The organism is Paraplanobispora takensis, from assembly GCF_016863195.1.
Taxonomy (GTDB): domain Bacteria; phylum Actinomycetota; class Actinomycetes; order Streptosporangiales; family Streptosporangiaceae; genus Planobispora; species Planobispora takensis.
The window spans coordinates 89,517-101,074 of the sequence record NZ_BOOK01000035.1 but is presented as its reverse complement, the minus strand read 5'-3'; the positions used below and the strand labels follow the sequence as shown (position 1 = coordinate 101,074).

The following is an 11,558-nucleotide window of genomic DNA, read 5'->3' as shown; positions in this document are numbered from 1 at the left end:
CGCCGGGCGGGCCGCCGACGGGTCAGGGGGTCTCGAACCCGGTGGAGCGCCGGGCCCGCAGCACGATCTCCAGCTCGAAGCGGATGTCGGGGTCGGCCAGCTGGTCGCCGTAGAGCTCCTCCAGCTGCCGCAGCCTGTAGCGCACGGTCTGCGGGTGGACGTGCAAGCGGGCGGCGACCTCCCCGGCGCCCCTTCCGTGCCGCAGCCACGCCAGCAGCGTCTCGGCCAGCCGGTCCTGCTGGCTGGGGCGCAGGTGGGCCAGGGGCGCGAGCCGTACCTCGGCCAGGGCGTTGACCAGCTCCTCGTCCTTGAACACGATCAGCGTGGCCATGTGGTCGGAGCAGCGCACCAGGCCCCGCTCCTCGGTGAGCACGCCGCGCCTGCTGAGCTCCAGTGCCTCACGGGCCCAGCGCAGCGAGGTGGCGGCGGCGGACAGCGGTACGGCGGGGCCGACGGCGGCCTTCCAGCCGCGCAGCCCCACCTCCAGCGTCTGCGCCTGGCCGGGGCCGTTGGGGTCCGGCACGATCAGGCAGGGGTTGGGCCGGTCGAGGCCGGAGAGCACGTCCGGCGGGAGCGAGGGCGGGCGGTAGGCCCCGGAGCGCTCGTCCAGCGCGACTCCGGCGACGGTCTTGGGCAGCCGCCACCCGGCCGCCTTGGCCAGGTCCACGATGGCCTCGGGGGAGGCGGGGGGCTGGCTGAGCAGCAGGTCCATCAGGCGGTGGCGGCGGCGCTCGATCTCCCCCGCCGCCCGGGCCCTGGCCTCGTCGAAGCCCTCGGCGGCGGCGTCGGCGAGCTGGTCGAGATAGACGAAGATGGCCTCACCCAGGTCGTAGAGGTGCTGCGGGGTGAGGCCGAGGTTCTCGGACTGCTCGGTCAGCCGCCGCCAGGCCACCCGGGCGCCGAGCCGCATCGCCGTCTGCAGCGGGTCGAGGTTGCGCCCCTCGTTGGCCTCGCCGCGCCCGATCGTGCGGAAGACGTCGGGCTCCCACGGCCGGCTCGGATTCTCGATCCTGTCCACGAACTGGCGCAGCGCCTCGTCCACGGCGAGACGGATGGCCTTGATGTAGATCTCGTCGGCCGGACGGGAGTACTCCGGGATGCGGACCGTGATCTCGTCGATCACCTGGTCGGCCACCTCGGACAGGCCGGGCCGGAGCAGCCGGGCCACGTCCGCGGGGGCCGACCCCCACAGGCGTTGGTCGGACAGATCGTGGGACCTCGCCTTGCGGCCACCGAAGCCCGTGGCAGCGACCCGGGTGTGTTCCTTCGTCGGCATAGACCCTCCCGTCGGAGCGCGTCTCATGTGTGACGGTCGACACTTCGAGTTAGTAGCAAACGCTTGTTCTTGTCTCAAAGGCAACACCTGGCGCGTCCACCGAAAGGGATTGAGACCTATCCGAGATAAGCGGCGAACTCCTCCAGCGAGATGAGCCCGTCGCCGTCCTTGTCCATGCGGGCGACGGCGGCGGTGGCGGCCTCCGGGGTGATGGGCTGTCCGAGCACCTCCATCAGACGCGTCAGTTCGGTGGCCGAGATCAGGCCGTCGTCGTCGGCGTCGACGATTCTGAAGGTCGTCGTGTAGTCGCTCACAGTGCAGCCGCCTTCCTGGTGCGGATATGACAAGACGGGAAGCACATTAGCGGCATAATCCGGGAATTCGGGGCCCCGGCCCGCTGTCGTTCCGGGGCCCCGGATTCCGCCGGGCCGGCTCACGGCCGGACCGTCGTCAGACCACCGCTCCCGAGCCCTCGCGGGGGCGGGTGACGCGCTGCTTCGGCCGCGGAGGCGTGCCGGGATGACGCCGCTCGAACACGATGGCCAGCGGTGTCGCGACGAACGCCGAGGACAGCGTGCCGACGACGATGCCGATCAGCAGCGCCACCGCGAAGTCGGTCAGCGAGGAACCGCCCAGCACGGCCAGGGCGGCCAGGATGAACAGCGCGCCCAGGCCCGTGTTCACGGTCCGCGGCACGGTCTGCAGGACCGCGGTGTTGGCCGCCCCGGCGAACGACCCCCCGGGGCGGGCGCCCCACAGCTCTCGGATCCGGTCGAAGACCACGACCTTGTCGTTGACCGAGTAGCCGATCACGGTGAGCATCGCGGCCAGGAACACCCCGTCGACCGGCTTGCCCGTCCAGGCGAACGCGCCGATCACGATCGCCGCGTCGGCCGCCAGGGTGAGCACGGCCGCCAGCCCGAACGTCCAGCGGAACCGGAAGGCCAGGTAGGCCAGCTGCGCGGCGAGCGCGACGGCCAGGGCGATCAGGGCGTTGCGCCGCAGCTCGTCGCCGAGGCTCGGGCCGATGAGCTCGTCGCGGACCTCGGTGGCCTGCCCGGCCCCCCGCTCCAGCGCCGTCTCGATCCGCGCCACCTCGGCGTCGCCGATCTGGCCGGTCCGCACGGAGATGCCCGCGTCCGAGGTCTGCACCACGGCGCTGGGGAACCCGGCCCCGCCGACCAGCTCCCGGGCCGCGTCCGCGGTGATCGGACGGCTCGTGGAGTACTCGACGATCCGGCCGCCGGTGAACTCCACGCCGAAGTTCAGCCCGCGCAGCGCGATCCCGGCCAGCGCCGCGGCCACCACCGCGCCGGTGACCGCGAGGTAGACCGTACGGCGGCGCATCAGGTCGGGATCGCGCTCGTTGAGCCACCTGCGGACCCGCCCGATGTCGGCCAGGCCGGTGATCCGGGGATGGGCGGCCACGGCCCGCCGGTTGACCGCCCACTGGGCCAGGACGCGGGTGACGACCATCGCGGTGACCAGCGAGGCGATCACACCGATGGACAGGGTCACGCCGAAGCCGCGCACCGGCCCGGAGGCCAGGAAGAACAGCAGCCCGGCGGCGAGCAGTGTGGTGATGTTGGAGTCGGCCACCGCGCTCCAGGCGTTGCGAAAGCCCTTCTCCAGCGCCTGGCGCAGCTTCGTGCCCCCGCCGGAGGCCGCGGCCCGGGAGGTCCCGGCTCCGCCCGCCGTACCGGGACCGCCCGCCCTGCCCGTGTCTGATCCGGCCCGCGCCGGTCGGCGGTCGGCGGCGTACTCCTCCCGGGCGCGTTCGAAGACCAGGACGTTGGCGTCCACGGCCATGCCGATCGCCAGGACGAACCCCGCCAGGCCCGGCAGCGTGAGCGTGGCGCCGAGCGCCACCAGCGCCGCGTAGGAGATGAGCGCGTAGCAGGCCAGCGCGAAGGCGGCGATGAGGCCCACCAGCCGGTAGGTGACGACGATGAACAGCGCGGTGAGCGCGACGCCGATGACGGCGGCCTCGGCGCTGGCGGAGATCGCGGCGGCGCCGAGGGTCGGGCCGACGGTCCGCTGCTCGATGATCTCGACGGGGACCGGCAGCGCGCCGCCCTTGATCAGCACGGCCAGGTCGCCGGCCTCCTCCGCGGTGAAGGAGCCGGTGATCTGGGTCGAGTTGCCGGGCAGGCCCACGTTGCAGGCCACCCCCTCGTTCACCTGTGGGGAGATGATCACCTTGTCGTCGAGGACGATGGCGACCCGCCGCTTCGGGTCGCCCGGCGCGTTGCAGGCGGCCTCGCCGGTCAGCTTCGCCCACGCCGCGCGGCCCGAGTCGCGGAAGTCGACGGTGACGAACCAGCCGGTGCCGGTCTGGGGGTCGAGACCGGGCTCGGCCCCGCTGACTCCGTCCCCGGTCAGCCGGGCCGGGCCGATGAGGAGCCGGTTGCCGTCCTCGTCGGCGATGACCTGCTCGCCCTCACCGGGCTCGGTGGCCTGGTCGGCCACGGCGAGGACCGGATGGAAGGTCAGCTGCGCGGTCCTGCCGATGACCTCGGCCGCCTTGGCCGGGTCCAGCACGCCGGGCAGCTCCACGATGATCCGGCGCTCGCCGGAGCGCGACAGCGGCGCGTCCGCCACCCCCAGCCCGTCGGCCCGGCGGCGCAGCACCTCCAGCGCGCGGTCGGTGGTCTCGGCGTCGGCCTTGACGGTCGGGGAGTCCCGGGTCTCCAGGACGATCTGGGTGCCGCCGCGCAGGTCGAGTCCCAGGCGCGGGGTCATGGTCAATGCGATGTAGAGAGAGGTCGCGATCACGGCGAACGCCGCTATCGCGCGCACCACGGGGGCGCGTGACATGAGAAGCCTCCACGGGCTCGAAGGGACGTTTCCGGGTACGGCGAAGCGCCCGGAGAGCGTCCGGGTGCCTCAGGCGTGCGTGGAGGGAGGGGCGCGGCCCGGCCTGACCAGCAGGGCGGCGAGGGGACGGGTGTCGTCGTCCCGCTCGGGGGCCGGGCGGAAGCCGGAGGAGAGCGGGGGATGACCGGCGCCGGGAGGCAGGGCCGCGGCGGGATGGGAGCCCGCGGCGCCGACGGCGGCCAGGACGGAGGCGAACGCGTGGTGGCGCTCGCTCACGGGGAGCTTGCGGGAGAGCGGGTGCTGGCCCTGCGCGGCCTCGGCGGTGGCCGGGGCGCCGGGGCGGGCGGCGGCCGTACCGGCCGCGGGGACGCCGGAGACGAACAGCGGGAACAGCAGGGCCAGGAGCCAGCCGAAGAGCGCCTCGCGCCTCGGCTGCCGCATCATGCCCCCCGGTGGATCGCAGATCACCTGAAGGTGACCTCCTCACCATACCCGCAGAGGTGCTCCACGCAGGGAGAACGGCGGGCGGCACGGCTTTCCCCGCCGACCGTCCTCATAAACGGCCCGTCAGGGGGTAGTGCGGGCGCATGCGACTGACCTACACCGCGGATCTGTGGTGGAAGAACGCAGTGGTCTACTGCCTCGACGTCGAGACCTACAAGGACGGCAACGGCGACGGCATCGGCGACTTCCGGGGTCTGACCCAGCAGGTCGACTATCTCGACCGGCTCGGGGTGACCTGCATCTGGCTGATGCCGTTCTTCCCCACCCCCGACCGCGACGACGGCTACGACATCACCGACTTCTACTCCGTGGACCCCCGCCTGGGCACGCTGGGCGACTTCGTGGAGTTCATGAGGACCGCCAGGGACCGCGGCATCCGGGTCATCGCCGACCTGGTGGTCAACCACACCTCCGACGAGCACCCCTGGTTCGAGGAGGCCCGCTCCAGCCGCGACTCGCCCAAGCGCGACTGGTACATCTGGCGGGACGAACCGCAGCCCTTCGACCCCGAGGCGATCGTCTTCCCGGACAAGGAGGACAGCCTGTGGGAGCTGGACGAGGGGACCGGGCAGTACTACTACCACAGCTTCTACCGGTTCCAGCCGGATCTGAACACCGCCAACCCCGAGGTCCGCGACGAGATCGTCCGCATCCTCGGGTTCTGGATGGAGCTGGGCCTGTCGGGCTTCCGGGTCGACGCGGTGCCGTTCCTGATCGAGGGCATCGACGGCGGCCCGCACGAGTTCCTGGCCGACCTGCGGGCGTTCATGAACCGCCGGGACGGCACCTCGATCCTGCTGGGCGAGGTCAACCTGCCCTACCCGGAGCTGATGGAGTACTTCGGCGACGGCAACGGCGACGAGGTCACCATGTGCTTCGACTTCATCGCCATGCAGCGTTTCCACCTGTCGATGGCCCGCCGCAACCCCGGGGCCCTGGCCGAGGCGCTGCGCGAGCGCCCCAAGGCGCCCGACGACGCCCAGTGGGCGATATTCGTCCGCAACCACGACGAGCTGACCCTCGACAAGCTCACCGACGCCGAACGCCAGGAGGTCTTCGACGCCTTCGGCCCGGAGAAGGACATGCAGGTGTTCGGGCGCGGCCTGCGCCGCAGGCTCCCGCCGATGCTCGACGGCGACCTGCGACGGCTCAAGCTGGCCTACAGCGTGATGTTCTCCCTGCCGGGCACGCCGGTGCTCTTCTACGGCGAGGAACTCGGCCTGGGCGAGAACCTCGACGCCGAGGGCCGGATGGCGGTGCGCGTCCCCATGCAGTGGGGGCCGAGCGGTGGTTTCTCGCCCGATCCGAAGGTCTCCGTCCCCTCGCCGTCCGGGCGGTTCGGCCCGGAGAACGTCAACATGGAGACCCAGCGCCGCGACCCCGACTCGCTGCTGCGGTGGGTGACCATGCTGATCGAGCGCTACCGGGAGTCCCCCGAGCTCGCCTGGGGCGAGTACGAGGTGCTGGACCCGGGCGACGAGGCCGTGCTGGCCCACCGGACCGACGCCGAGGGCGGCACCGTGGTCGCCGTCCACAACTTCGCCGACCGGGACGCGGAGGTGGAGCTCACCCTGAAGGGGGTCGACGATTCGCACATCCTGGTCGACCTGCTGGTGGACGGGACGTCGAAGGTCTCCGACGACGGGCGGGTGCGTTTCACGCTGGGTCCGTACGGCTGCCGCTGGTTCCGGGTCGCCGTGCCCGACGAGCTTCCGGAGGACGCCTCGGCCAAGAGCTCCTGAGCTTCCCCGCGCGGGCCGCTTGCGCAGCTAACGCTGTTAGCCTATCTTTGTGGCTAACAGCGTTAGCCGTGGAGGAAACATGTTCGCCTGGATCGTCAGCCCCCTCGCCGTCCTGCTCGTCGTGCCCGCCCTGGTGTACCTCTGGACCCTGATCAGGCCGCACCGCATCCGCACCGAGGCCGAGATCGACGCCTCTCCCGAGAAGGTGTGGCGGGTGCTGACCGACTTCGCCGCCTATCCGGAGTGGAACCCGTTCATCGTGAGCGCCCGGGGCGAGGCGCGGGTGGGCGCGCGGCTCACCAACGAGCTCTCCAATGACGGGAAGGTCATGACCTTCTCCCCGACGGTCCTGGCGGCCGCCCCCGGGCGGGAGTTGCGCTGGATCGGCCGGTTCGTGATGCCGGGCATCGTGGACGGCGAGCACTACTTCCTGATCGAGGATCTCGGCGGCGGCCGGAGCCGGCTGGTCCAGGGCGAGACCTTCACCGGCGCGCTCGTCCCGTTCGCCGGAAAGCTCCTGGACGTGGCCGGCAACTTCGCCGCGATGAACACGGCGCTGAAGGCCCGCGCCGAGAAGACGGCCTGACGGGTGCGGTGCCGAAGGTCCACGCTGAGAAGATGCCCCGATGAACGACCATCCCAAGCCGAGCCGTCTGACCCTGCGCGCAGCGCAGATCGTCTCCGCCGCGCGGGCGCTGCTGGAGGAGGAGGGCCGTGACGCGCTCACCATGCGGGCCCTGGCCGACCGGCTCGACATGCGGGCGCCCTCGCTCTACAAGCACTTCCCCGACAAGGCCGCCGTCGAGGCCGCCCTCATCGAACAGGGGCTCGCCGAGGTGGGCGCCGCTCTGTACGCGGCCCTCGGACACGCCGCCGCGAACGACGCCGGAGCGGACGGCACAGGCACAGACGGCACAGGCACGGACGGCACAGGCACGGACGGCCGGTCCGGCGAGGCCGGTGCGGACGGCACGGGAGTGATCGGGGCCCTGCTGCGGGCCTACCGGGCCGCCGCGCTCGCCCGCCCCAACCTCTACCGCCTGACGACCGCGGGGAGGCTGCCCCGCGAGCGGCTGGCCCCCGGCCTGGAGGAGTGGTCGGGCACGCCGTTCTTCCTGGCCGCCGGCGAGCCGTACCTCGCCCAGGCCCTGTGGTCCTTCGCCCACGGCATGGTGATCCTGGAGCTCGACGGCCGCTATCCGGAGGGCTCCGATCTCGACCTGACCTGGGAGGAGGGCGCCCGCGCCTTCGCGGCCCGGCTCAGTCCTCGCCGGGACCCGGCTCGGTGAAGAGGGTGAGCTGCAGGGTGGCCCGCCCGGCCTCCGGGATCGTCACCCGGCCGTCGGGTGAGGCGCAGGCGGCGCGCTCGGGCAGGCCGAGCGTGTCACGGTAGAAACGCAGGGCTTGCTCGTAGTCGGCGGCGGTGACGATCAGGCGCAGTTCTCGGACGGTCATGACGGCTCCTCGGGGAGGTGCGGCGGCTGCTGGGATCGCTGCTCGGATCACTACTGGGATCACTATCAGGATCACGGCGCCGCGGGAGCCGCCGGTGTTCCGCGGACGCGCGGACCGCCATGAGGATTTCGGCTTTCCCTCAACCCCTTATGCTACGGGTCGACATATATGTCGACATAGCACGCTCTAGAGGGAGAGAAGTTCACCATGTACAAGGAGTTCGCGATCGAGGCCGTGGTGTGGCTGATCCCCGTCGCCGTGCTTCTGGGCCTCGCCTACATGATCACTGCCTGACCGGGTCCGCCCGTATCCCGCCCGCCGCCCGTCCGGCGGGCGGGTTCGTCAGTGCTCGGCCAGCACGATCACGGAGTCGCCGGGGCCGAGGCGGAACAGACGGGACTTGTCGGGGTTGAGGACCACCCCGAAGTGGGGCGCCTCGTTGATCCGGTCGGCCAGGCGGTAGCCGATGGCGGTCTCGCCGCGGCGGCGGGCCGCCTCGATCACCGTGGCGAAGCTGATCGGCACCCCCGCGCGGACGTACTCGCCCGCGGGCCGCGGATAGATCTCCGAGCCCTTGGAGTCGAAGAGGTAGCCGAAGACGTCGGCCAGGTGCCGGTTCTCGGTGAGCTGGGCCAGCAGCAGGCCGATGACCGTGTCGCTGATCACGATGTCGTCGGCCCGGGTGACCTCGGCCAGGGAGCGGTTGTTCTCGTCGTGCATCTCGCTGACGATCGAGTAGCGCTCGCCCAGCGTGGTCTGGATGTCGCGGAGCTGGAGCAGCGTCATCAGGGTCCGGGTGTCGGCGTGCGCGGGGCTGTAGCGGTCGTCGGACAGCACGATCACGTGCTGGTAGACCCCCAGGCCCAGGGCCTCCAGCGCGTAGCGGTCGGCGGTGTCGCACTCCTTGACGTTGACCCGCAGGTTGACCAGGTCGTCGAAGCCGGCCGCGGCGTCGGGGTGGTCGGAGGCGATGTCCAGGACGGAGCCGGGGGCGGCGTAGCCGTCGAGGCAGCGGATGATGTGGTGGCCCCGCCCGTTCCAGTTGAGCACCAGGGTCCGCACCGGGCCCTGCGGGACCGGTTCGGCCGAGACGATCGCGTCCTCCTGGGCCTTCGGCATGCCCTCGGCCAGGTGGATCATCGAGTCGTCCTGGGCGATCATGATGATCTCGTCCCCGGCCTCGATCGCCGTGTCCGTCGGCGGGTTCAGCATGACGCGGCCGCGGCGGCGCAGGCCGACGACCGTGGCGGACTGGTAGGCGGGCAGCGCCTGGCCGTATGTCAGGCCCGCCAGGTCCGGATCGGCGCGCAGGTAGATCTCGCCGCCGGAGAAGTCCAGCAGGTCCATGCAGACCACCGAGGTGCCCGACTGGCGCGACGACTGCACGATGAGCCGGGAGGCGGTGTCGTCGGAGTCGACCAGGTGCACGTGGGGACCTCCGGCCAGCCGGGCGGCGGCCATGTTGGCCGTGCTCGCGATCGCCGCCACCACCGGCGGGTGGTCCCCGTCGCGCTTGTCCAGGGCCAGCAGCGTCTTGATGACGTGCGCGTCGGGGTCGTCGCCCTGCGGGGACAGGACCACGACCGATCGGGCGGAGTCGAGGTTCATCAGGTCGAGGTCGGCCGGTTCGACGGGCCGGCCGGTCCGGCAGACCACCTTCGTGCGCCCCGTGCCGCCGACGTGGGTCCGCAGCGCGTCCTCCATGGCGATCTTGTCCATGTCGGCGAGGATCGCGATGACCGACCCGCGCTGGCTGGCGTGCGCCTGCACCAGCTCCTTGACGATCGTGAAGACCTGGTCGGACCAGCCGAGGATCACGGTGTGCCGGTTCTCGATGACCCGTGACCGGCCCTTGCGGAGCTGCTCGAACTTGTCCTTGAGGCCGTTGGCCAGGACGCCGACCAGGGCGCTGACGATGAACAGCCCGCCCAGCGACGCCACGAACATCAGCGCGATGAACGGCGCGCTCCCGCTGTCGCTGGCGACCTTGCCCGGGCTGAGGGTGCGCATCAGCGTCATCCACAACACGCCGGCCACGCCGTGGTTCCCGGCGGCGTCGTCGGGCGTCAGCCACAGCACCAGCGCCGCCACCAGGGCGATGAGCCCCACCGAGATCGCCGCGAGCCATCCGATCAACGCCACGGTGCCCCGGGACATGGTGTTGTCGAACCAGTAGCGCAGCCGTTCCTGGCGTGTCGGCCTCGACACCGGTGTACCTCCCCGTTCGGTAAATCCCGCTCAACGATCGCACAAAAAGTACATGTCGCTCAGGTGTTCGCACATCCGGGGATGCCGGTTATGAGGGGATCAGGGGGTGGCTTCGAGCGCCTCGCAGGTGAAGCCCTCGGGGCGGTCGGGTTCGAGCTCGAAGTGGGACAGCGAGGTCGAGCCCACCGGCAGGCGGAAGGTCTCCCGCCGGAGGCAGTCGTAGAAGGAGTAGGCCCCCTCGCGCTCGCCGAGCAGGAGCACGGGCACGCCCCCGCGCCGGGGCTTTCCGGCGGTGTCGGCGACGGTCACCCACTGGTCCTGGAAGCCGACCATGCTGAGCACGACGCTGCCCCGGCCCGTGGCGGCCAGCTCCGCCGCGTCCGCCTCCATCTGCCCGATGAGCGCGAAGCCGAGGCCGATGCCGGTGAACATGGCGACCACGATCCGCATCCCGGCCCGGCCCACCGGGCGCGAGCGGAGCAGCCGGAACGGCACCAGGAAGGCGGCGGCCCCGATCACGGCCGAGACGACCACGACCGTGGCCGACCCCACACCCTCGCCCAGGCCGAGATAGCCGAGGAAGCCCCAGTAGCTCCCGCCGCACCACAGCGCGCCGAGGACGGCCGCCACCCAGGGCCTGCGCCGTACGGCACGGGCCAGCGCGGACATCCGGCCGAGGCTGGCCTTGTCCAGCAGCCACCAGAGCGCCACCAGCACGCCCAGCACCAGCGCACCGCCGATGACGAGCAGGATCAGCGCCCCGACCAGGCGGCCGAACATGGTGGCCTGGTCGATGCCCGCCTGCTCGGGCGTGAGGTTGAAGACGCCGTAGACCTGCTGGATGCCGAGATAGAGCAGGGCGTACAGGGCCACGCCCACCGGCAGGATCACCGAGCCGATCCGCTGGAGCAGGTCGATGGCGCTGCCCCGGTCGTCGTCGGCGCCGGGCGCGGCCGCCCGCGGCCGGACCAGTTCCTCCTGGAGGCTCACGGCAGCTTCGACCAGTAGCCGGGGGCGTGGTCGTCCTTGGGGATCCACAGGGCGGGCTGGCGCTCGGCGAGGCCGGGGACCGCCTCCCGCTCCCAGGGGAAGCGCCCCCGGGCGTCGGGCCACACGATCTCCGTGAAGGGCAGGGGCGGCCGCCGGTAGAAGTGCAGCGCCGTGCCGAACAGCGACCGGTACCAGCTCGCGTGCACGTCCCTGACCGCGACCGGGTAGTCCCTGATGACGTCGCGGCGCTCCTGCCCGGCGGCGACCGTACGGCCGGCCGCGATCTCGTCCGCCAGCGTGTTGAGGCAGGCGTGCATCACCTCGGTGCGCAGCCCGAACACGGCGATCTCCGGCGACCTGAGGGTGTGCCACAGCCCGACGGTGAACGCCCAGCCCGGCCCGTCCTCGTCCTGCGGGATGACCACGACCGCCCGCCCGTGCTCCAGGACGTTCCCGCGTATCGTGCGCAGGTCGAGGTCGTCGGGCTCCACGTCGTGCTCCTCGCACAGGAGGCAGTGGCAGACAGGCTGGTCGGACATGCCCTGAGAGTACTGGGACATTCGTCC

General features: G+C 71.7%; 11 protein-coding genes. 3 read left to right on the top strand and 8 right to left on the bottom strand.

All coding sequences use genetic code 11. The features are described from left to right. Positions 1–22: 22 nt before the first annotated feature. From Pta02_RS23910 to Pta02_RS23895, 4 genes are all read right to left on the bottom strand, one after another. Positions 23–1,276 (bottom strand): PucR family transcriptional regulator, encoded by a 1,254-nt coding sequence (locus tag Pta02_RS23910; RefSeq protein WP_203877157.1) that lies wholly within the window; start codon positions 1,274–1,276, stop codon positions 23–25. Positions 1,277–1,392: 116 nt separating this feature from the next. After that, positions 1,393–1,635, bottom strand: coding sequence for an EF-hand domain-containing protein (locus Pta02_RS23905; RefSeq protein WP_373872413.1), 243 nt, complete (start codon positions 1,633–1,635; stop codon positions 1,393–1,395). Positions 1,636–1,726: 91 nt separating this feature from the next. Further along, positions 1,727–4,093, bottom strand: a complete 2,367-nt coding sequence (gene secD / locus Pta02_RS23900) for a protein translocase subunit SecD (protein ID WP_203877155.1) — start codon at positions 4,091–4,093, stop codon at positions 1,727–1,729. Between the two features lie 69 nt (positions 4,094–4,162). Continuing rightward, positions 4,163–4,537, bottom strand: coding sequence for a hypothetical protein (locus tag Pta02_RS23895; protein WP_203877154.1), 375 nt, complete (start codon positions 4,535–4,537; stop codon positions 4,163–4,165). Between the two features lie 143 nt (positions 4,538–4,680). On the opposite strand from Pta02_RS23895, the gene Pta02_RS23890 reads away from it, so the two are divergent. The 3 genes from Pta02_RS23890 to Pta02_RS23880 all read left to right on the top strand — a co-directional run bounded on the left by Pta02_RS23890 (position 4,681) and on the right by Pta02_RS23880 (position 7,628). Continuing rightward, on the top strand, positions 4,681–6,339 hold the full coding sequence (locus tag Pta02_RS23890; RefSeq protein WP_203877153.1) for an alpha-amylase family protein: 1,659 nt from the start codon (positions 4,681–4,683) through the stop codon (positions 6,337–6,339). A gap of 79 nt (positions 6,340–6,418) precedes the next feature. After that, positions 6,419–6,925: an SRPBCC domain-containing protein gene (locus Pta02_RS23885; RefSeq protein WP_203877152.1), complete on the top strand. Its 507-nt coding sequence runs from the start codon at positions 6,419–6,421 to the stop codon at positions 6,923–6,925. Between the two features lie 40 nt (positions 6,926–6,965). Next, positions 6,966–7,628: a TetR/AcrR family transcriptional regulator gene (locus Pta02_RS23880; protein ID WP_203877151.1), complete on the top strand. Its 663-nt coding sequence runs from the start codon at positions 6,966–6,968 to the stop codon at positions 7,626–7,628. Here the strand turns inward: Pta02_RS23880 and Pta02_RS23875 are convergent. The 4 genes from Pta02_RS23875 to Pta02_RS23860 all read right to left on the bottom strand — a co-directional run bounded on the left by Pta02_RS23875 (position 7,600) and on the right by Pta02_RS23860 (position 11,531). After that, complete coding sequence (locus Pta02_RS23875; RefSeq protein ID WP_203877150.1) at positions 7,600–7,794, bottom strand: VOC family protein; 195 nt, start codon at positions 7,792–7,794, stop codon at positions 7,600–7,602. The two genes, Pta02_RS23880 and Pta02_RS23875, sit on opposite strands and share 29 nt — an antisense overlap. A gap of 342 nt (positions 7,795–8,136) precedes the next feature. Then, entirely contained in the window at positions 8,137–10,002 is a 1,866-nt protein-coding gene (locus Pta02_RS23870) for a CASTOR/POLLUX-related putative ion channel (protein WP_203877149.1), read from the bottom strand. A gap of 99 nt (positions 10,003–10,101) precedes the next feature. Next, the gene (locus tag Pta02_RS23865; RefSeq protein ID WP_239131186.1) at positions 10,102–10,992 is read right to left on the bottom strand and encodes a hypothetical protein; all 891 of its coding nucleotides are present in this window, start codon (positions 10,990–10,992) and stop codon (positions 10,102–10,104) included. Continuing rightward, entirely contained in the window at positions 10,989–11,531 is a 543-nt protein-coding gene (locus tag Pta02_RS23860) for a DUF4262 domain-containing protein (RefSeq protein WP_203877148.1), read from the bottom strand. The genes Pta02_RS23865 and Pta02_RS23860 overlap by 4 nt, the downstream gene beginning before the upstream one ends. Between the last annotated feature and the right edge of the window lie 27 nt (positions 11,532–11,558).

Bases quoted from the DNA above. Each gene is read 5' to 3' on its own strand.
- Pta02_RS23895 (WP_203877154.1), bottom strand. From the start codon at position 4,537: ATGATGCGGCAGCCGAGGCGCGAGGCGCTCTTCGGCTGGCTCCTGGCC.
- Pta02_RS23910 (WP_203877157.1), bottom strand. From the start codon at position 1,276: ATGCCGACGAAGGAACACACCCGGGTCGCTGCCACGGGCTTCGGTGGC.
- Pta02_RS23890 (WP_203877153.1), top strand. From the start codon at position 4,681: ATGCGACTGACCTACACCGCGGATCTGTGGTGGAAGAACGCAGTGGTC.
- Pta02_RS23875 (WP_203877150.1), bottom strand. From the start codon at position 7,794: ATGACCGTCCGAGAACTGCGCCTGATCGTCACCGCCGCCGACTACGAG.
- Pta02_RS23860 (WP_203877148.1), bottom strand. From the start codon at position 11,531: ATGTCCGACCAGCCTGTCTGCCACTGCCTCCTGTGCGAGGAGCACGAC.
- Pta02_RS23880 (WP_203877151.1), top strand. From the start codon at position 6,966: ATGAACGACCATCCCAAGCCGAGCCGTCTGACCCTGCGCGCAGCGCAG.
- Pta02_RS23885 (WP_203877152.1), top strand. From the start codon at position 6,419: ATGTTCGCCTGGATCGTCAGCCCCCTCGCCGTCCTGCTCGTCGTGCCC.
- secD (WP_203877155.1), bottom strand. From the start codon at position 4,093: ATGTCACGCGCCCCCGTGGTGCGCGCGATAGCGGCGTTCGCCGTGATC.